At 60.7% G+C, this 20581-nt stretch carries 17 protein-coding genes; 10 read left to right on the top strand and 7 right to left on the bottom strand.

Annotated elements, in window-relative coordinates; translation table 11 throughout:
• The first annotated feature begins 29 nt into the window (after positions 1-29).
• Complete coding sequence (locus tag BMZ40_RS15580; RefSeq protein WP_177193218.1) at positions 30-3269, top strand: PAS domain S-box protein; 3240 nt, start codon at positions 30-32, stop codon at positions 3267-3269.
• A gap of 144 nt (positions 3270-3413) precedes the next feature.
• Positions 3414-3809 carry a response regulator gene (locus BMZ40_RS15575; protein WP_092191668.1) on the top strand — a complete coding sequence of 132 codons (396 nt, stop codon included), beginning with the start codon at positions 3414-3416 and terminating at the stop codon, positions 3807-3809.
• A gap of 22 nt (positions 3810-3831) precedes the next feature.
• Here BMZ40_RS15575 and BMZ40_RS15570 read toward each other — a convergent pair whose 3' ends face one another.
• Together BMZ40_RS15570 and BMZ40_RS15565 are read right to left on the bottom strand one after the other, a co-directional pair.
• On the bottom strand, positions 3832-4902 hold the full coding sequence (locus tag BMZ40_RS15570) for a protein-glutamate methylesterase/protein-glutamine glutaminase (RefSeq protein ID WP_092377913.1): 1071 nt from the start codon (positions 4900-4902) through the stop codon (positions 3832-3834).
• Between the two features lie 93 nt (positions 4903-4995).
• Positions 4996-5655, bottom strand: coding sequence for a CheR family methyltransferase (locus BMZ40_RS15565; RefSeq protein ID WP_092377910.1), 660 nt, complete (start codon positions 5653-5655; stop codon positions 4996-4998).
• 76 nt (positions 5656-5731) lie between these two features.
• Between BMZ40_RS15565 and BMZ40_RS15560 the strand changes: the two genes are divergently transcribed.
• Entirely contained in the window at positions 5732-6292 is a 561-nt protein-coding gene (locus tag BMZ40_RS15560) for a chemotaxis protein CheD (protein WP_092377907.1), read from the top strand.
• A gap of 190 nt (positions 6293-6482) precedes the next feature.
• On the opposite strand, the gene glpK is transcribed toward BMZ40_RS15560, so the two are convergent.
• Genes glpK through BMZ40_RS15535 form a run of 5 tightly spaced genes read right to left on the bottom strand, consistent with a single transcriptional unit; the run spans position 6483 to position 13367 of the window.
• Positions 6483-7994 (bottom strand): glycerol kinase GlpK, encoded by a 1512-nt coding sequence (glpK, locus tag BMZ40_RS15555; RefSeq protein ID WP_092377904.1) that lies wholly within the window; start codon positions 7992-7994, stop codon positions 6483-6485.
• A gap of 53 nt (positions 7995-8047) precedes the next feature.
• The gene (locus BMZ40_RS15550) at positions 8048-8878 is read right to left on the bottom strand and encodes a CoB--CoM heterodisulfide reductase iron-sulfur subunit B family protein (protein ID WP_092377901.1); all 831 of its coding nucleotides are present in this window, start codon (positions 8876-8878) and stop codon (positions 8048-8050) included.
• The gene (locus BMZ40_RS15545) at positions 8875-10482 is read right to left on the bottom strand and encodes a 4Fe-4S dicluster domain-containing protein (RefSeq protein ID WP_092377899.1); all 1608 of its coding nucleotides are present in this window, start codon (positions 10480-10482) and stop codon (positions 8875-8877) included. Before BMZ40_RS15545 ends, BMZ40_RS15550 begins: the two co-directional genes overlap by 4 nt.
• A gap of 21 nt (positions 10483-10503) precedes the next feature.
• Positions 10504-11751 (bottom strand): glycerol-3-phosphate dehydrogenase subunit GlpB, encoded by a 1248-nt coding sequence (glpB, locus tag BMZ40_RS15540; RefSeq protein ID WP_092377897.1) that lies wholly within the window; start codon positions 11749-11751, stop codon positions 10504-10506.
• The gene (locus tag BMZ40_RS15535; RefSeq protein WP_092377954.1) at positions 11748-13367 is read right to left on the bottom strand and encodes an FAD-dependent oxidoreductase; all 1620 of its coding nucleotides are present in this window, start codon (positions 13365-13367) and stop codon (positions 11748-11750) included. The genes glpB and BMZ40_RS15535 overlap by 4 nt, the downstream gene beginning before the upstream one ends.
• 250 nt (positions 13368-13617) lie before the next feature.
• Between BMZ40_RS15535 and BMZ40_RS15530 the strand changes: the two genes are divergently transcribed.
• The 7 genes from BMZ40_RS15530 to BMZ40_RS15500 all read left to right on the top strand — a co-directional run bounded on the left by BMZ40_RS15530 (position 13618) and on the right by BMZ40_RS15500 (position 20563).
• On the top strand, positions 13618-14445 hold the full coding sequence (locus BMZ40_RS15530; RefSeq protein ID WP_092377894.1) for a DeoR family transcriptional regulator: 828 nt from the start codon (positions 13618-13620) through the stop codon (positions 14443-14445).
• 138 nt (positions 14446-14583) lie between these two features.
• Positions 14584-15687 carry an ABC transporter ATP-binding protein gene (locus BMZ40_RS15525; RefSeq protein ID WP_092377891.1) on the top strand — a complete coding sequence of 368 codons (1104 nt, stop codon included), beginning with the start codon at positions 14584-14586 and terminating at the stop codon, positions 15685-15687.
• An 11-nt stretch (positions 15688-15698) separates the two neighbouring features.
• Positions 15699-16778, top strand: a complete 1080-nt coding sequence (locus tag BMZ40_RS15520) for an ABC transporter ATP-binding protein (protein WP_092377887.1) — start codon at positions 15699-15701, stop codon at positions 16776-16778.
• Between the two features lie 9 nt (positions 16779-16787).
• Complete coding sequence (locus BMZ40_RS15515; RefSeq protein WP_092191690.1) at positions 16788-17657, top strand: carbohydrate ABC transporter permease; 870 nt, start codon at positions 16788-16790, stop codon at positions 17655-17657.
• Positions 17654-18451, top strand: a complete 798-nt coding sequence (locus BMZ40_RS15510; protein ID WP_092377884.1) for a carbohydrate ABC transporter permease — start codon at positions 17654-17656, stop codon at positions 18449-18451. Before BMZ40_RS15515 ends, BMZ40_RS15510 begins: the two co-directional genes overlap by 4 nt.
• 10 nt (positions 18452-18461) lie before the next feature.
• A complete protein-coding gene (locus tag BMZ40_RS15505) occupies positions 18462-18740 on the top strand; it encodes a DUF2160 domain-containing protein (protein ID WP_092377882.1) in 279 nt (92 codons plus the stop codon).
• 83 nt (positions 18741-18823) lie between these two features.
• Positions 18824-20563, top strand: coding sequence for an ABC transporter substrate-binding protein (locus tag BMZ40_RS15500; RefSeq protein ID WP_092377878.1), 1740 nt, complete (start codon positions 18824-18826; stop codon positions 20561-20563).
• Positions 20564-20581: the final 18 nt, after the last annotated feature.

Here is a 20581-nt window from a genome sequence, read left to right as displayed (position 1 = left end):
CATCAATCCATTTCGGGAATGATCCGCCCATGACCAAAACCATGCGCCTGAAAAACAACGCGGACCTGCGTTTCGAGGATTTCTTCGATCTGCAAGAGGTTCAGAATATCCAGGACAGCTTTGCCATGGCCACGGGTGTCGCGTCCCTCATAACCTCCCCGGAAGGGACCCCGTTGACTCGGCCCAGCAATTTCACCCGGCTCTGCGGCGAGGTCATCCGGGGTTCCCGGACGGGACTTGAAAATTGCATGCGCTCCGATGCCCTGCTTGGCGAATACAATTCCGCCGGTCCGAACATAAGACGTTGCATGAGCGGTGGATTGTGGGACGCAGGCGTGAGCATCACAGTTGGCGGCAGGCATGTCGCCAGCTGGCTCATCGGACAGGTGCGCTCCAGCCTTGCGGACGAGGAGGCCATGCTCGGCTATGCGCGAACCATCGGCGTCGACCCCCAGGAATACCGCGAGGCCATGGAGCAGGTCCCCTTCATGGAGGAGGAGCAATTCCGCCGCATCGCGGACGCCCTCTTCATCATTGCCAACTCGCTGTCCGAAAAGGCCTATCAGCAGAAAATGCTGCTTGAGGAAAAGAGGGAGCGGCAGAAGATGGACGCCATGCGCAAGATGCTCATGGACCGCAGCCTGGATGCGATAGTCATCATTGATCAGAATCATCGCGTGATTGAAGCCAACAGACGTTTCGCGGAGATGCTCGGGTATTCGCAGAGGGAAGTGCTTGAATTGCGGACCTGGGACTTTGAAGCGAACATGACGGAGGCGATGGTCAGGGAGCTGTTTTCCGATCTGTCCCAAGTCAACTCCGTTTTCGAATCCAGGCATCGCAGAAAGGACGGCACGGTCTTCGACGTCGAGGTCAGCACGGCAGGAGCCGACATCGACGGCCGCTGCTGCGTCATCGCCTTCAGTCGCGACATCACCGAACGCAAGGAGGCCGAAAGAAACCTCCGTCAAAGCGAACAGCATTTTCGGACACTCTTTGAATTGAGTCGGGACGGGTTCATCCTGGCCGATTCGGCCGGCCGGTTTCTGGATGCCAACAAGGCTTATTGCGACATGACGGGCTACACCGTGCCGGAACTGCGCGCTCTTGGCGATTTCTACGCCATCACTCCTGAAAAGTGGCAGCAATGGCAGCGGGACGAGATTTGGGCGCGGCTCTTCAAGACCGGTGACACAGGGGTTTACCAGAAGGAGTACATCCACAAGGACGGGCACATTTTCCCGGTGGAACTGCGCGACTTCGCGGTCCATGACGATAACGGTGCCGTCAAGTACGCCTGGGGCATCGTGCGGGACATCTCCGAGCGCGCCTGGACCGAGGAGAGGATGCACACCCTGATGCAGATGGTCGAGCAGAGCCCGGCCTGCATCATAATGACCGATCCGCAGGGAAACATCGAATACGTCAATCCCAAATTCACGGACCTTTCGGGATATTCCTTCGACGAGGTCAGGGGGGAAAATCCCCGGATTCTCGGTTCGGGTTACAAATCCCGTGAGGAATACCAGGAACTCTGGAGCACCATCGAGTCAGGCAGACAGTGGCGGGGCGAGTTCCGCAATCGCCACAAGGACGGCAGCCTGTACTGGGAGTCCGCCCTCATCGCGCCTATCCTCGACTCCGAGGGGCGAATCGCCCATTATGTAGCCATCAAGGAAGACATCACCCAGCGCCGCCATGCCGAAGAGGAGTTGCGCAAACGCGACATCAACTTCAAGAAGATCGTGGACATCCTGCCGCAGCTGGTTTCCTATATCGACAAGGATCTGTGCTACCGCTTCGTCAATGCGGCGTATTCCAACTTTTTTTCGGGCGGAAGTCTCATCGGGCGTACCGTCCCGGAGATCATCGGCGAGAAGGCCTTCGAGGCTGCACGGGGGCATATCGAGCAGGTTTTTCAGGGCAAGACGGTGCACTATGGGGCCACCCTGACGTATCCGGTCATGGGCGAGCGCTTTGTCGATGTCTATCTCATCCCGTATTATTCGAGTCATGGGGTCGTGGGCGGCTATTACGCGATTCTGAACGACCTCACCCATCTGAAGAAAATCGAGGACTCCCTGCGCCGGGCCAAGGACGAGGCGGAAGCCGCGAGCAAGCTCAAGTCCGAATTTCTGGCCAACATGAGCCACGAAATCCGCACGCCCCTGAACGGTATTCTCGGTATGCTCCAGCTCATGCAGTCCACCACGCTGGATACGGAGCAGCGCCTGTGCCTGCACACGGCCATCAAATCATCCAGACGGCTGACCCGGCTCTTGAGCGACATCCTCGACATTTCGAAAATCGAGGCCGACAAGCTGGTTTTTCGCGAACACGCCTTCGACATCATGGATGTGAACAAAGCGCTCACGGAACTGTTCGGGCAGGCGGTAAAGGAAAAGAGCGTTGCCTACGACTTCATGGTCGACCCCTGTCTTCCCAAACAGGTCATGGGCGACGAGGCGAGACTGGTGCAGGTGCTTTTCAATCTGGTCGGCAACTCTCTCAAGTTCACGGATCAGGGCCATGTCCGCGTGGAGGTCTCGGTCTTGCCATTCACGGCCGGGGCACCTCTTCGGCTGCTTTTTTCGGTCAGCGACACGGGGCAGGGCATGTCCGAGCAGATCCAGAAGGACATTTTCGAGCCCTTCATCCAGAGCGACGGATCCTACACCAGAAGGCATCAGGGTGTGGGACTGGGGTTGACCATAGTGCGCAAGCTGGTGCAGCGCATGGGCGGAAGTCTTTGTCTGGATTCGACGTCCGGGCAGGGGACGGCGATTTATGTTTCCCTGCCTTTTGGACTGCCGCCGCAGCGCACAGGGCAAGAACTCTCCTCTCGCGGGCTGTGCGACGGATTGCCCGGCCTGCGACTGCTCATGGTCGAGGACGACGCGGTCAATTTGCTCTGCGGTCAGCGCCTTCTGGAGAAAGCGGGCTATGTGGTCACTGCGGCCCGCGATGGCCAGGAGGCTCTTGAGGCGCTCCTGGGCAAGGATTTCGATCTGGTGCTGATGGACATCCAGATGCCCGTGCTCGACGGAATCCAGACCACCCGGGCCATCCGGCATGCGGCTTCCTTCGCGCACGTGTCGGACATCCCCATCATCGCCCTGACCGCTCACGCCATGGCCGGGGATCAGGAAAAATTCTTGGCGGCCGAGATGGATGGCTACCTGAGCAAGCCTTTTGACCTTTGCAAGATCAATCAGGAGATCGCCAGGGTCATCTCCCTGCCGCGCAGAGGGACGCGGCAGGAAGATTGAAATGTAAGAATTCCGGTATGTTGAACTGGGCTCCGGTTCTTTTCAAACAGGTTCACCCATGCTAGAAGCGCCGACCGGTTTTCGAGGGACGAAGAACAGCAAGAATAAAAGCTATGACATACAGCACGATACGGAGAGGTTTGCATGCGAATACTGATAGTGGAAGATGATTTTGTCGGCCGCAAGGTGATGCACCAGTTGCTGCTCGAGTACGGAGAGTGCGATGTCGCCGTGGATGGAGTCGAGGCCGTGAAGGCTTTTGATCTGGCCTGGGAGGCGAATCAGCCCTATGATGTCATGTTTCTGGACATAATGATGCCGAACATGAGCGGTCACGAAGCCCTGAAGATCATCAGGGACAAGGAAAAGGAGCGCGGCGTGACCCCGCAGAACGAAGTGAGGGTCATCATGACCAGCGCCCTGGATGACGTGAAGAACGTGACCCAGTCCTTTTTTCAGGGTGGCGCGTCGGCTTACCTGGTCAAGCCCATCGAGCGGCGCAAGGTCATCGAAGAGCTGCGCAAACTGGGCCTGGTGTGATGTGTCTGTGCCGATCCCGCGATCAGGATCGGCACAACTGCAAGACCATCGGGGCGATCTGGGTCAGCGGCACTATCTTGTCCACGCCGCCAAGCTTGATGGCCTCGCCGGGCATGCCGAAGACAACACAGGACTGTTCGTCCTGGGCCACGGTCACCGCTCCGGCCTGGTGCATTTCAAGCATGGCCTTGGCGCCGTCGTCGCCCATGCCCGTCATGATCACTCCCACCGCGTTCTTGCCCGCATAGCGGGCGGCCGAACGGAAAAGCACGTCCACCGAAGGGCGGTGCCGTGAGACCAGCGGTCCTTCCTTGACCTGCACGTAATATCTGGCGCCGCTGCGTTTCAGGAGCATGTGCAGGTTGCCCGGAGCGATGAGAGCCTGGCCGCGCAGCACGGTGTCGTTATCGACGGCTTCCTTGACCACGATGTCGCACAGGGTGTTCAAGCGCTGGGCAAAGGCGGCCGTGAATTTTTCCGGCATGTGCTGGACGATGACGATGCCCGGGCAATCCACCGGCATGGACTGGAGCAGGGTCAAAAGGGCCTCGGTGCCACCCGTGGAGGCCCCGACCACAATGACCTTCTCCGTGGTCTGAATCATCGCGTTGGATGCGGCCCGCGGGAGCACGGCGTCGGCCGTCAGCTTCTGGCTGATCTTGAGGGTCCGGGGCACGTATTGCTTCACCTTGGCCTTGGCCGCCGCCTTGACCTCGTCGCAGAGCATTATCCGCGACTCTTCCATGAACTGCTTCGTGCCCACCTTGGGCTTCTGGATGATGGAAACGGCCCCGTATTCCAGGGCCTTCATGGTTGTTTCGGCGTTTTTCTCGGTCAGGGTGGAGCAGATGATGGTCGGGATGGGGTGCTGGGTCATGATCTTCTTCAGAAACGTGATCCCGTCCATGCGCGGCATTTCCACATCCAGGGACAGGACGTCCGGCGTCTTGTCGCGCATGATCTCGGCCGCCGCGAAAGGGTCTCCCGCCGCGCCGATGACCTCGATTTCCGGATCCGAGGAATAGATGGAAGTCAGAGTCTGGCGAACAAGGGCAGAATCATCCACGATGAGGATGCGAATTTTATCTTTCATGCACGCGGACTCCTGATTTGCATTCAATAATGTGATTTCATTTCTGTATAACGTTAAGATCAGAGAGTAAATCAGGAAATGGAAACGCAGCGTCTAGACCGCCTGATACAGTGCATGGTCCAGATGGCGGAATCCCGGCATGCGCGGCATGCGCGCCCCCAGGACCAGGATGCCGCCCGGAGTCAGATATTGCCGCAGACGTCCGGCCAGGGCTTGCACCAGGGCGGGGTGAAAATGGTGCAGCACCTGGCGGCAGACGATGACATCCATGGGTTCGCGCAGGGAAAAGGATTCGAAAATGTCCTGACACCTGAAATTGACCATGTCGCGCACTCCGGGCCGCAGCCGCACCAGGTTCTTGTCTGTGTCGCGGCTGCGCAGGAAATAGCGCTTGACCAGGGCTGGCGACAGGCCTCGAACGCTGGCTGAAGGGTACACGCCACGTTTGGCCTGGTCCAGGTTGGCCGGCAGGAAGTCCGTGGCCAGAATGGAGAAATCGAGGCCGGAGCGCTCCCTGGCCTCTTCCATGAGGGTGATGCACAGGCTGTAGGCGTCGAGCCCGCGATCGCATCCGGCCACCAGAAACGAGGAGAGCTGGGCTGACCCGTGGCGATGATGATCGGCGACGATTTCCGCCAGGAACTCAAATTGCCGGGCGTCGTGCAAAAAGCCGTGGTCCTTGCCAAGCGCATCGACAAGATAGGGGAGTTCGAGGCGCAGGCCCGAGCGAAAGGTGTTTTCTTCTGATGACATCTACATGGAGAAAGGTTACTTTTACTTACAACATGGATAATTCCTGTAACTTACACCCAAGGTTCACAAGTCGGCAATGCAAAGAATCGCAAAAAACAGGATGATCATCCCGACACAGGCCATCGAAGGTCTCGAAGATTGCCGGGAATTGCCTCATGACTACCTTCTGGTGGGTCAGGGAGGGATCTATGCCACCCCGACGCTGGTGCAGACGGTGCTCGGTTCGTGCGTTTCCGTGACCATGTATTGCGCCAAATATCGTTGGGGCGGAATTTTTCACGCGTTGCTGCCGCGCATCGGCGATTTTTCGGGGAGCAGGACACGCGGCGATCAGTACCGCTATGTCGATTCTTCCATCTGGAGTCTGCTTCGGGAATTCGCCAAGTCGGGGATTTCAGCGAAAAGCCTCGAATGCAAGGTTTTTGGTGGGGCCTCGCCGCTGCATCAGAATTGCGACGCCTCGGCCGGAAACCGCAACGTCAAGGTCGCCATGGAAGTCCTGGCCGACGAGGGCGTGACGGTCAGCGCCTCCAGTCTCGGCGGCAACGGCGGGCGCAAGCTGTTTTTTAGAACGGACACGGGGTTGGTGCTGCAAAAGCGTTTCATCGTCACCACCTGCAAGGAATGCAAAAGATAACACCGTAGGGGCAAAAAATATTTTGCCCTCCCCCCGCGCCACCACACGCCACCCCCGCGCCACCCACCACAATGGTCGATTTCATTTATGCCTAGGCAAAATGGTTGTCCGGGGCGAAACATATTTTGCCCTCCCCACGCGCCACCCACGCGCCATTCCCAACGCCTCCCCGCACAGATCCCACAAATTCCTAATCCACCCAATCGAACGTCCTGGTCACGGCCTTTTGCCAGCCCGCGAACAATTCGGCGCGTTTTTCTTCGGCCATGTCCGGAATCCAGCGCTTGTCCTCTTCCCAGTTGTTGTACAATTCCTCGCGTCCGGACCAGAAACCCGAGGCGATGCCCGCCGCGTAGGCCGCGCCGAGACAGGTGGTTTCGGCCACCTTAGGGCGTATGACCGGAACGTTCAGGATGTCGGCCTGGAACTGCATCAGCAGTTCGTTGTAGACCATCCCGCCGTCGGCCTTGAGTGTTTTAAGCTCCACTCCGGAATCCTTGTTCATGGCCAGCACGATGTCCTTGGCCTGGTAGGCGGTGGCTTCAAGCACGGCCCGCGCGAAATGGTTGCGGTTGATGTAGCGGGTCAGGCCGACCATGACGCCGCGCGCGTCGGGACGCCAGTAGGGGGCGTAGAGACCGGAGAAGGCCGGGACGATGTACATGCCGCCCGTGTCCTCGACCTTTCTGGCCAGGGTTTCTATCTCCGGAGCCGAGGAGAACATCTGCAGATTGTCGCGCAGCCACTGCACCAACGCCCCGGCGATGGCGATGGAGCCCTCCAGGCAGTAGGACGGCTTGCGGCCGCTGAACTGGTAGGCCAGGGTGGTGATGAGTCCATGCTTGGACGGGATGGGTTCGTGACCCGTGTGCATGAGCAGAAAGCAGCCCGTGCCGTAGGTGTTCTTGGCCTCGCCGGGGGCAAAGCAGGTCTGGCCCACCAGGGCCGCCTGCTGGTCGCCGACGGCTCCGCATACCGGAACGCGCGCGCCGATGGGCCCGTCCTCGCTGGTGGGGCCCCAGGTGTCGCTGTCCGAGGACGGTACGATGCGCGGCAGGCCCTGGAGCGGAATGTCCATGATCCTCAGGATGTCTTCGTCCCAGGCCAGTGTTTTGAGGTCCATGAGCATGGTCCGGCTGGCGTTGGTCACATCGGTCACGTGCGCGCCGCCCCTGGGACCGCCGGTCAGCCACCAGATGATCCAGGTCTCGATGGTGCCAAAAAGTGCGTTGCCCTTGTCTGCGGCGGCCCTGGCCTCGGGCACGTTGTCCAGGATCCAGCGCATCTTGGGGCCGGAAAAATAGGTCGCCACCGGCAGCCCCGTCACGGACCGGAACCGGTCCTGGCCGCCGTCGGCGATGAGCTGCTTGCACAGTTCGTGGGTGCGGGTGCACTGCCAGACGATGGCGTTGTAGTACGGCTTGCCCGTGAAGCGGTCCCAGACCACGGTGGTTTCGCGCTGGTTGGTGATGCCGATGGACGAGAGCTCAGAGCCTTTGATCCCGGATTTGGCCAGCGCTCCCCGGATGACGTCCTGGGTGTTGTTCCATATCTCCATGGGATCGTGCTCGACCCAGCCGGGCTTCGGATAGATCTGCTCGTGCTCCTTCTGGTCCATGCCGACGATGCGGCCTCGCTCGTCAAAAATGATGAAGCGGCTGCTGGTGGTCCCCTGATCGACTGCGCCTACGTAGCGGGCCATGTGCTCTCCTCCTGCTGGGTGTTTTATTCTTCCTACAGAATTTTCATGCGTTCTCAAACCACGAAGCGGGTCAGTACGTCGCCGGGCTTTATGCCGACCTCTTCCGGATTCAGTCCCAGGGCCAGGCCCAGAATTGTGGAAAAGAGGACGGCCGGTATGGTCTGGGGTCTTTTTTGGTTCTCGCCGCCGAACTGTAATTGGCAATAGGTGCAGGCCGTGGCCAGCAGGTCCGCGCCGGATGAGCTGGCACCGGCCATTTTTTTGACCACCAGCAGGTCCGCGATGTTCTCGTCTCGGCCGCGAAGCGGATATCCGCAGCACTCCAGGCGCAGGTCCCAGGGCAGGGGAGTGGCGCCGGTGGCGGCGACCAGGCGCTCGAAGATCGTCGGCACCAGCGGGTCGTCGAAGTGGGTGATGTTCTCGGGTCGCAGGGCATGGCAGCCGTAATGGCAGGCAATTTTCAGCCCCTTGAGCGGGCGGCTCATGGCCTTGGCCAAGCCGCCGGGCAGATCGTCGAGGATTTGCAGAAAATGACGGACGCGGACTTTTTCCGGAAATTCGAGCCCTTCTTCGCCCAGTAAATCTCTCATGCGATGCTTTAGCTTTTCATCCTGATCAGCCTGATGTCGCGCCTGCTGAAGGTTGCCGAAGCAGCATTTGCAGGGCGTCATCAGATCGAGGCCGAGGTTTTCCGCCAGGGCCAGGTTGCGCAGGACGGAATAGACGGATGCGTCCCGGCTCTCGTGACGCACGGGATAGCCGCAGCAATTGAACTCGGTCTTGACCAGCTCCACGCCGAGGCGCGCGCAGACGGCCTCCACGCTCCGGCCGTGGATCGGCAGATGGTGGGCGATCTTGCAGCCCGGGAAATAGGCGTATTTCATGACCGGCCCTCTTTCTTGCGCAGGATTTCCGCTCCCAGTTGCCTCAGTTCGTACAGGATGTCGGCCACGGGCACGCCCTGGGGGCAGTGTTCCTGGCATTTGTAGCAGGTAGTGCAGCTCCAGACCATGCGCGCGCCAAGGGTCTGGGCTTTAAGGCCCATGCGCAGCAGGTTCATGATCTGCTGCGGGGCGAGGTCCAGATCCCGGGACGGGTCTTCGCTGACTGCGACCACCGGACACACGCCCGTGCAGGTGGTGCACTGCACACAGCCCCAGAAGGATTCGGCCCGGTCAGCCAGACCGGCCCCCGTGCCGCCGACCCTGCCCAGGTCGCGCGAGGCAAGCTCCCTGGCCCATTCTCCGGCCGTGCGCTTGCGGATTTCCCCGTCCACTCCGGCTCGTCCCGCTTCGGTCAGGCTCTTTTTCGAGGCCATCCACAGGTCTTGCAGATCGATGCCCGCTGAACACACCTGCGTGCAGCGCAGGCATTCGGTACAGATGTGACTGCCTTCGACCAGCGCGGCGGAACGGCCAGGCGAGAGTCTGTCGTCCAGATGGCAGCGCAGGTCGGCCAGCTTGTCCATGGGCAGGATGTCCGGGTTGCCGAGCACCCGGTGCGCCGGGGCCACGCTGCAATGCAGGCTGCATTGTCCGCAGCGGGTGCAGGCGTCCAGGCCCAGCCCCCGGGCCAGGGTATGCGTGGGTGTGTCTGCGCTTCGTGATCCGCCGCGCGTAAGCAGATTGATGCCGGTCGCGACCGGATGAAAGAATTTACCCCAGGGCAGAAGGGCAAGGCCCAGAAAGGCCAGGCCGACATGCACATACCAGAAAAGGTCGCGTCCCTGATCGGCGATATGCAGGGAGGCGGGCACAAGCGAGGTCATGGAGCGCGAAACGAAGGCCGAGGACGTGGGGGAATGACATCCGGCGCAGCGATCTTCGTGCAGTTCGGCGCCAAGTTCGAGCAATTCGGGGGCCGTCGGCAGAAACTGCCTGAAGCGCACGCCGTTTTCCCTGGCCCAGTACGCCTTGAGGGAGATCAGCTCCTCGGGTTCGGCCTCGACGAAATAATCATCCACCATGCGCTTGAAATCTCCGGCCGACATGATCTTGAACGATTCCAGAAAAAAGCCGGAGATGAGGATTCCAAAGACCACTGCAATGAGGGTCCAATCCTGCAGCTTACTGATTTTTTTGAGCGTCATGCACCGATTGAGGAAGAGAAGAGTCAGGCCGAGGACGGAGAGCAGTCCGAAAAGATTGCGCAGGAACTGCCATGGATCGAGGGTCGGTTCGTATCCGGCGAAGAACGGGCGGGTGACGACCCCGTCCATGGCATGCAGGACGATGAGGGGCACGAAGCCGAGGATCAGGAGCGTGTGCCCGGTCCAGCGCAAGGGGCTGCGCATGGTGCGGCGCAGCAGGACAAGATCCGCCAGTCCGCCGCCGAGCATGCCTAGCATGCCAAGGATGCCTGGGCGCGGCCGGTCTTGCTCAGGCCGACCCATGGCGACGCCGCGCTTGAACCATCCCCGCATGCGCCAAAGAGCGCCGAGGGCCGCGCTTGCGCAGGCAAGAACGAGACCGATGGAGAAAAAGTCCATGCAGGCTCCCGTGGTTGAAAATTACAGGGAGGCCACCGCCTTGTAGGCTGTGGCGATGGCCAGACCGGCTCCGCATTTCATGCGCATCCAGTCCTGATGAGCCAGGATCGCTCCGGCGGCATGCAGGCGGGGATGAAACACCCGGCCCTGTGCGTCAAGAGGGCGCAGATTCGCATCGGTCTCGATTCCGGCCTGATTGACCTCATGTCCGTTCGGATCGAAAAAATCGGGGCGATGCCACATGCTCCGGTTTTCAGGCTGGCTGACGGGCAGATCGAAGACCGCCTCGAAAATGCGGTGACGGTCCGACCTCAAGCCCTTGCCGAAGAAGCGGCCGCTGGCCAGGATCGCGCTCTTCGCGAAAATATCCACGGAGGTCGAACCGCTTCCGGCTGTAAATGAAAATCCCTCTTCGGAACACGCAGCTTTCGTGATCAGTTTCTGCGTATAGGTGCGCACTCCAAGGCCCGGAAGGCCCCGGTCGAAGGCGGCGCGCAGCCGGGGACCGGCAATGGACGGAGGCAGGGTCGGGATTTCAAAGACCGGCCTGTCGAGCAGCTCTTCCAGATGACTGAGCACGGCTGCGGTGTCGGTCATGCCCAGAATGGCCGGAAAACCGACATACTTGGCGTCCGCAATGTGCGGCGCGACGTTTTGAGCCAGCTCCGCCCGGCGTGCCGGGTCGGCCATGCTCCAGGCCATGTGTTCGGGATAGAGTTCGCCGCCCATGCCGGGAAATTTGATTCGCGCCACCTTCAGGTTTGGCCAGGAATCTTTCCGCACTTCCGCGATCTGTCTGGCGCTCAGGCCTTTGAGTCCGCTGAAATCGACGAGCAGGGTGGGCGCCTTCATTTCCCAGGCCTTAACTCCGTTCCAGGCCGTGCACGGCAAAAGATAGGTCGGCTTCATGGTCCCGGCGGCGGTCAGGGTCAGGGTGTTTTTGCCCGCGCGGCCACGGTAGCACAGGCCGTGGTGGCCCAGGAAGGTGGTGAATTGCTCCAGCGCCCGGCATATTTCATCGTCGCTGACACGGCAGTAGGGATGATCGGGCAGATCCCGGCGCAGGGCGGCCAGGGCGGCGAAGGGGTCCTCCCAGACCTTTTGCTCCGCGATGGGGTGCACGGCCAGAAGATCGATGAAGCCGGTGCTGAAATCGATGCCGCCCGTGGCTCCGGTCTGGGCCACGGACAGCCCCCGCTCGGCGGCGAACAGCGCTGCGGCCATGCCGGCAAAGCCCGAGCCGATGACCATGACATCATAGTTTTTCATGACGGCTCCTTGAAGGCGGTGGCGGGACAGTTCTCGCTCTCTTCATCCCTGGTCGAGGGGGCGGGGCCGAACTCCAGGTCCATGGCTCCGCAGTGCAGGGCCTCCTGCAGGTCGGCCTGCATGAGCGGCACGCCCCAGAGTATCGGCGAAAAGCCTCTCCAGCGGCGTTCGGTGAAGGTCTTGAGCTCCGCCAGACCCTGGGTGCCGGTGGATATTTCACGGTCATAGAGGTGACCGGTGATGCGCGGTCCGCAAAAACCGCCCTGGCACGGGCCTTTGCCGACCCGGCTGCGCATGCCGATGGCCTTGAGCATGGAGCGGCCGCGCATGTCCTTGGCCTCGTCCACGATGGCGTCGATGACGCTCCGCGAGACCATCTCGCATTCGCACAGCACGATGTCGTCTTCGGCCCGGCTCTCCACCCAGCTTTTCGGACCACGGCCGGGTTCGGTCCACTTGCCCATGCTGGAGGGCGGAAGCGGCTCCTTGCGTGTCCGGCAGGGCGCGGTGACGCCAAGTTTGGCGCAGGCCAGATCCGCCGCCTTTTCGGCCATGAGCCTGTACGTGGTGAGTTTGCCGCCGGTGATGGTCATGAAATTTTCCACGCCCTCGCTCGCGTGGTCGATGAGCGAAAAGCCACGGCTGACCGCACGGTCGTCACCGGCCGGGCCCAGGGAAACCAGGGGCCGCACGCCGGCGTAGGCCCGGATGTAGCGGGTGCGACCCAGAATGGGCAGCATGGCCCGGGCGTCGTCGATGATGCGGTCGGTTTCCGCCACGCTGGGCCTGCATCCGTCGGGCGTGGGCACGCGGATGGAGGTAGTGCCGAGGATGGACACGGTTCCGCCGGGCACGAGGATATCCGCGTCCGAGGGCGGTCGCAGCCGGTTGATGACCCGGGTGGCGATGCGGTCCTGGGTGATGATGAGGCTACCCATGGAATAAAGGATGTTGATGTGCGCCCCGGCCAGGGCCGCGATCCGTCCCGCCCAGGCCCCGGAGGCGTTGATCACCAGTTCGGTCTCGATCAGGACTTCGCCGCCGGTGGTTATGTCCCGGCAACGCACGAGGGTGACGCGGCCGTCCGTCACTTCCATGGACACGGCGGCGAGGTTGCGGCGCATGGAGCAGCCAAGGCTCATGGCCTGGGCGATGTTGTCCAGCGAGAGCATGAACGGGTCCACCGCGCCGTCTTGCACCGCGAAGGCGGCGATGAGATTTTCCGACAGGGCTGGCTCCATGGCGCGGGCGGTGCGCAGCTCAAGGCCCTGGCAGGGCACGCCGCTTTTGACGCAGAGCGCGGAAAAATCGGAGACATAACCCTCGTCGTCTCCGCGCACGGCGACAAAAAGTCCGCCGGTGTCCTCGATGCATTGCGGGGCGAGTCGGCGCAGGATGTCGCCTTCCTCCCGGCATTCCACGGCGGCCTCGACATCAGAGGCTACATAACGCGCGCCGCTGTGCAGCAGGCCGTGATTCCCCCCGGAAGCACCGGAATTGACGTCGCGCTGCTCGATCAGAAGCGCCTGCACCCCGCGCAGGGCCAGATCCCGAAGCAATCCCGCACCGGTGACACCGGCGCCGATGATGAGAACCCGGGTTGTGAGTATGGTCATGGATGTCCTTGCTGCGTCGATAAAAACGAAAAGAAACGAAAAAGTGAAATTTTCCGAGCGCACCTTTGTCGTACAGCCGGAGGCGGGTGAAATCATGCTGGCAATGAGAAACAAGGCATGTTAACAGCTTTCGCGGAGCATGCCGCCTTCTGGGGAGTTTTTTTATCATGAGCCGTTGCATTCCACCAGATTTTTTTTCTTAAAACGACACATAGCGCAATTTTTTTTTTCGAAAACGAAAGGAGAATTTATGGATGACGCTCATACCGGAAAAGCCGATGGCCAGGACACAGGCGCCCGGCATGTCACGGTTCGGCAACGCCATGCCGAAATGATCCGCATGGTCCGGGAGACTGGATTCGCCACCATTCAGTCCCTGGCCGACCATTTCGGCATCACACCACAGTCCGTGCGCCGGGACATTAACACCCTGAACGCCAAGGGCCTCCTGCAACGCTATCACGGCGGCGCGGGGCCATGCCTGAGCACCGAAAACCTGGACTACCTGGACCGCAAGGTGCTCTGCCTGGCCGAAAAGCGAGTCATCGGCCAGATGGTGGCCCGGGCCATCCCCAACAAGTCCTCGCTTTTCATCAACATCGGCACCACCACCGAAGAGGTGGCCCGGGCCCTGGGCGGGCACAAGAATCTGCGCGTCATCACCAACAGCCTCAACGTCGCCTCCATCCTGACCGGAAACCCGGAGGTGGAGATCATCGTGGCCGGCGGGCTGATCCGTCATCACGACGGGGGCATTGTCGGCGAGGCGGCCATCGACTTCATCCGCCAGTTCAAGGTCGATTTCGGCATCATCGGCATCAGCGGTATCGACATTGACGGCACGCTTCTCGACTTCGACTACAGGGAAGTGCGCGCCGCCCGGGCCATCATGGAAAATTCCAGGCAGGTCTTTCTGGTCACCGATCACACCAAGTTCGGGCGCAACGCCATGGTGCGCCTGGGCAACATCGAGGAAATCGACGCCCTGTTCACGGACAAGACCCCGCCGGTCGGCGTTCTCGATCAGATGCAGCGCGGAAACGTGAAACTGCATGTCGATGAAGGGTCGCAAAATTGAGTGTTTACGAACAAAATAGGTTAACTGACCAATTTTCTTTTTCAGTTGAGAAAAAATAATTCGTCTGTTATGGGCTTTTGAACTCGATCCGGCCCTCATCCAGAAGCCGGACTTCATATCCTGCCACGGAGGAGCCGCATGGGGCTTCAGCTTGATTCCATTGACAGAATTGTGGACGGCGAAACGCACCTCAAGGACATTTCACTCAATTTCGAAACCGGCCAGCGTTATGTACTGCTAGGCCGCACCCAGGCCGGCAAGACCTCGCTTTTGCGCATCATGGCCGGCCTCGACCGTCCGTCAAAGGGCAAGGTCCTGGCCGACGGCAAGGACGTGACCGGCATGTCGGTCCGCCGCCGCAGCGTTGCCATGGTCTACCAGCAATTCATCAACTATCCATCCCAGACGATTTTCGAAAACATCGCTTCGCCCCTGCGCATCGCGGGGACGCCCAAGATCGAGATCGAGCGGCGGGTCATGGAAACGGCCCGGATGCTGCACCTGGACCCGCTGCTTTCGCGCCTGCCGGCCGAGCTTTCCGGCGGTCAGCAGCAGCGAACGGCCATTGCCCGGGCCCTGGTCAAGGAGGCCCAGCTTCTGCTCCTCGATGAACCCCTCGTGAACCTGGACTACAAACTGCGCGAAGAGCTGCGCGACGAGCTGCAACAGATCTTCGGCCAGCGCGAGTCCATCGTGGTCTACACCACGACCGAACCCACCGAGGCCCTCATGCTCGGCGGCAACATCATCATCATGCACGAGGGCAGGGTGCTGCAGACCGGTCCTACGGCCGACGTCTACCATCATCCGGCCACAACGCAGGTCGCCGAGGTCTTCAGCGATCCACCGATCAACTTCATCACCGCCGAGGTCGACGCCGAAAAGGCGCATCTGCGCATCGGCATCGATCTGCCCCTGACCGGACATCTGTGCGATCTGCCGCCGGGCGTCTACAAATTCGGCATCCGCTCGCACCACTTCAATCTGAACCGCAAGACCCCCGAGGACGTGGAGATCCGCACCATTGTCGAGCTGGCCGAAATCAACGGTTCCGAAACCTTTGTGCATTTTCACTATCGCAACAGGTCGCTGGTTTTGCAGGAACAGGGGGTCCGGACCTTCAAGGCCGGGCAGGAGATTTCGGTCTTCGTGCGGCCCTGCGATGTCTACGTGTTCGGTGAGGACGACCGCCTGGTCAAGGCGCCTGCATGTCCCGCCACGTGCGCCCATAGCGTCAACTAAAGGATTTTTTCATGGCCAAAATCGAACTTGAGAACATCGCCCACAGCTATCGGGCCAAGCCCGCAAGCGATGACGATTTCGCACTCAAGAAAGTGCAGACGGTCTGGGAAGATGGCGGCGCCTACGCGCTTCTGGGGTCCAGTGGTTGCGGCAAAACCACCATGCTCAACATCATCTCGGGTCTTTTGACCCCAAGTCAGGGCCGCGTGCTCTTCGACGGCAAGGACGTGACCAAGCTTCCACCGGAGAAACGCAACATCGCGCAGGTCTTCCAGTTTCCGGTGCTCTACGACACCATGACGGTTTTCGACAACCTGGCCTTTCCGCTGCGCAACCGCAAGGTGGACGAGAGCGAGGTGCGCTCGCGGGTGCACGAGATCGCCGAGATCCTGGACCTGAGCCCCTACCTGAACAAACGCGCCAGCGGCCTGGCCGCGGACGCCAAGCAGAAAATCTCGCTGGGGCGGGGCCTGGTGCGCAAGGACGTTGCCGCCATTCTTTTCGACGAGCCCCTGACCGTCATCGACCCGCATCTCAAATGGCAGCTGCGCCGCAAACTGAAGGAAATCCACCACCAGTTCGGCCTGACCCTCATCTACGTGACCCACGATCAGACCGAGGCCATGACCTTCGCCGACAAGATCGTCATCATGTACGACGGCGCGCTCCTGCAGATCGGTTCCCCGGATGAACTTTTCGAGGACCCGGCGCATACCTTTGTCGGGTATTTCATTGGCAGTCCGGGCATGAACCTCCTGCCGTGCAAGGTGGACGGGAACCAGGCCGTGCTCGACTGCGGCAGCATCCCGCTCGATCCGGCCGTGGCCGCCAGGGCGGGGCAGGGCGAATTTCAGATCGGCATTCGTCCGCTGTACCTCGAACTGACGGATGAGCCCCGCGACGGAGCAGTGGCTGGACGCATCGTCTCCGTCGAGTTCGAAGGCAGCAGCCGCATCGTGACCGTGGAATCGGGTTCATCCAAGCTCAAGGTCAGAGTCCCCGAAGGGCGGCCCATCCCGGCCGACAGCTGCTGGGTTGTCTTTCCGCCTCGGCGGACCAAGCTTTTTCGCGACCAGTATCTGGTCAAGTAGGAGGTGGGCGTGGAAAAATGGGAGAACAACAGGGCTTGGTTTCTTATCCTGCCCGTCTTTGTCATCGTGGCCTTCAGCGCCATCATCCCCCTTATGACCGTGGTCAACTATTCGGTTCAGGACATCCTCGGACCGGGGCAGAGCGTCTTTGTCGGCACGGAATGGTTTCGCGAGATGCTGACCAATTCCCGCCTGCATGACGCGCTCGTGAAGCAGCTCATCTTTTCCGGTCTGGTGCTCCTGATCGAGATCCCGCTCGGCATCGCCATCGCGCTGACCATGCCCCACAAGGGCTGGACCGCTTCGGCCTGTCTGGTGCTCCTGGCCTTGCCGCTGCTCATCCCCTGGAACGTCATCGGGACCATCTGGATCATCTTCACCCGGCCCGACATCGGCCTCTTCGGAGCGGCCATCAACAGTCTGGGGCTGGGCTTCGATCACACCGCCAACCCCCTGCATGCCTGGATCACGGTCATGCTCATGGAGGTCTGGCACTGGACGCCGCTGGTGGTCCTGCTGGCCTATGCGGGTCTGCGCTCCATTCCCGACGCCTACTACCAGGCCGCCAAGATCGACGGGGCCAGCCGCTGGGCCGTGTTCCGCTACATCCAGTTGCCGAAGATGCGCGGAGTGCTGACCATCGCGGTGCTGCTCAGGTTCATGGACAGCTTCCTGATCTACGCCGAGCCTTTCGTACTGACCGGCGGCGGTCCCGGCAACGCCACGACTTTCCTGTCCATCTATCTGGTCAAGCTCTCCACGGCCATGGATCTTGGACCCGCAGCGGCCTTCTCCATCATCTACTTTCTCATCGTCCTGCTTTTCTGCTGGCTTTTCTATCAGGCCTTGCAGGCCGTGGGCACGGGGGACAAATCATGAGAAAACGTCATTTCATCCTGGTTTTCTATCTCGTCCTGCTGCTGCTCCCCATTTACTGGATGCTGAACATGTCCCTGCGCACCAACGCGGACATCATGCGCTCCTTCGAGCTCTTCCCGAGTTCCATGACCCTGGACAATTATGCCAAGATCTTCTCGGATCCGTCCTGGTATTCGGGCTATATCAACACCATGATCTACGTCAGCATCAACACGGTCATCTCCCTGGTCACGGCGCTTCCCGCCGCCTACGCCTTCTCGCGCTTCCGCTTCATCGGCGACAAGCACGTCTTCTTCTGGCTTTTGACCAACCGCATGGCGCCTCCGGCCGTTTTCCTGCTGCCGTTCTTCCAGCTCTATTCGACCTTCAATCTCATCGACACGCACATCGCCGTGGCCCTGGCACACTGTCTGTTCAACGTGCCGCTGGCGGTCTGGATCCTGGAAGGATTCATGTCCGGCGTGCCGCGCGAGATCGACGAGACGGCCTTCATCGACGGGTACAGCTTCCCGCGTTTCTTCCTGGCCGTGTTCATCCCGCTCATCCGGGCGGGCATCGGCGTCACCGCCTTCTTCTGCTTCATGTTCAGCTGGGTCGAACTGCTCCTGGCCCGCACCCTGACCACCACGGCAGCCAAGCCCATCGCCGCGACCATGACCCGTACGGTCAGCGCCTCCGGCCTTGACTGGGGCCTGCTGGCAGCGGCCGGCATCCTGACCATCGTGCCAGGCGCCTTGGTCATCTGGTTTGTTCGCAACCATCTGGCCAAGGGCTTCGCCCTGGGCCGGGTTTAGGAGGGCTGCCATGAATATCGCCTGGATGGCCTGGACGCCTGTCACGGCAGGTTTTTTCACCTTCATCGTGCTCATGCTCATCAGCATGACCATCTGGCAGATCATCTCTCCGAGCATCGCCCGCCGGGGATTTCTGCCTATCGTCACCACCCGTGGAGACCGTCTGTTCATAAGCCTTCTGGGCAGCGCATACATCCATCTGGCCTGGCTTGGCCTGACGGATATGGCTGTCTGGATCGCTACCATGATATCCGTGCTTTTTCTTGTCACCGTCATGCGCTGGGGTTGAGATCAGGACACCTGCGTGGTGCTGCGAAAAAGACGGAAACGGCGTTTTGGGGTTTGTTGGAATAACCGCAAATGGAGGTCCGTATGCAAGTTCGACGTGTTCTCTTAACCGGAATGCTCATCGTGGCGTTCCTGGGCGTCACCACCCTTGGCTTTGCCGACGAGGCAGCCCAGAAGGCGGCGGCGAAAAAATGGATCGAAGAGGAGTTCCAGCCTTCGACGCTCAGCAAGGATGAGCAGATGAAGGAAATGGAATGGTTCATGAAGGCTGCCGCCCCGTTCAAGGGCATGGAGATAAAAGTCGTCTCCGAAACGATCCCCACTCATGAATACGAGTCCAAGGTTCTGGCCAAGGCCTTCCAGGACATCACCGGCATCAAGGTCACTCATGACCTGATCCAGGAAGGTGACGTCATCGAGAAGTTGCAGGTTCAGATGCAGTCGGGCGAAAACGTCTTTGACGGTTACGTCAACGACTCGGACCTCATCGGCACCCATTTCCGCTATGGCGCCGTGGTCAACCTGACCGACTGGATGGCTGGCGAAGGCAAGGACGTGACCCTGCCGACCCTCGACATTGACGACTTCATGGGCAAATCCTTCACCACCGGTCCCGACGGCAAGCTCTATCAGCTGCCCGACCAGCAGTTCGCGAACCTGTATTGGTTCCGTTACGACTGGTTCCAGCGTCCCGAGCTCAAGGAAAAGTTCAAGGCCAAATACGGCTATGAACTGGGCGTGCCGGTCAACTGGTCCGCTTACGAAGACATCGCCGAGTTCTTCACCAACGACGTCAAAGAAATCGACGGCAAGGCCATTTACGGTCACATGGACTACGGCAAGAAGGCTCCCGATCTTGGCTGGCGATTCACCGATGCATGGCTGAGCATGGCCGGCGCCGGTGACAAGGGCATTCCCAACGGCCTGCCTGTCGACGAGTGGGGCATCCGCGTGGACGGCTGCCGTCCCGTCGGCGCCAGCGTCTCCCGTGGCGGCGCCGCCAACGGCCCGGCCGCCAAGTACGCACTGCGCAAGTACATGGATTGGCTGCGTCTCTACGCACCTCCTGGCGCCCTGGGCATGGACTTCTACCAGTCCCTGCCGAGTCTGGCCAAGGGCAACGTCGCCCAGCAGATCTTCTGGTACACTGCCTTCACCGCCTCCATGGTCGAGAAGGGCACTCCGGTTGTCAACGATGACGGCACCCCGAAATGGCGCATGGCTCCCTCACCCCACGGCCCGTACTGGGAAGAAGGGCAGAAGCTCGGCTATCAGGACTGCGGTTCCTGGACTCTCCTGAAGAGCACTCCTGTTGACCGCCGCAAGGCCGCCTGGCTCTTCGCCCAGTTCTGCGTGGCCAAGAGCACCTCGCTGAAAAAGGCTCATGTCGGCCTGAACCCAGTTCGCGACTCCGACATCCGCCACCAGTCCTTCACCGACCGCGCGCCCATGCTCGGCGGTCTGGTTGAATTCTATCGCAGCCCGGCCCGCGTGGCCTGGACGCCCACCGGCACCAACGTGCCCGATTACCCCAAACTGGCACAGCTGTGGTGGCAGAACATCGGTGAAGCCGTCTCCGGCGAAGTCACCCCTGAAACCGCAATGGACAACCTGGCCGCCGAACAGGACAAGATCCTGGAACGCCTTGAGCGCGCCAATGTGCAGGGCGAATGCGGTCCGAAGATGAACGAGCCCCGGGACGAGCAGTACTGGCTCGATCAGCCCGGCGCACCCAAGCCCAAGCTCGATAACGAAAAGCCCAAGGGCGAGACGGTCGACTACGACCAGCTGATCCAGGCCTGGAAGGCCGGAAAGGTCAAATAACCTCCAGGGCACGGCAAC

The sequence above is a fragment of the Desulfomicrobium apsheronum genome (assembly GCF_900114115.1).
Lineage (GTDB): Bacteria > Desulfobacterota > Desulfovibrionia > Desulfovibrionales > Desulfomicrobiaceae > Desulfomicrobium > Desulfomicrobium apsheronum.
Note: the sequence above shows the minus strand (reverse complement) of the source record. Positions and strands in the feature narration are given on the sequence as shown.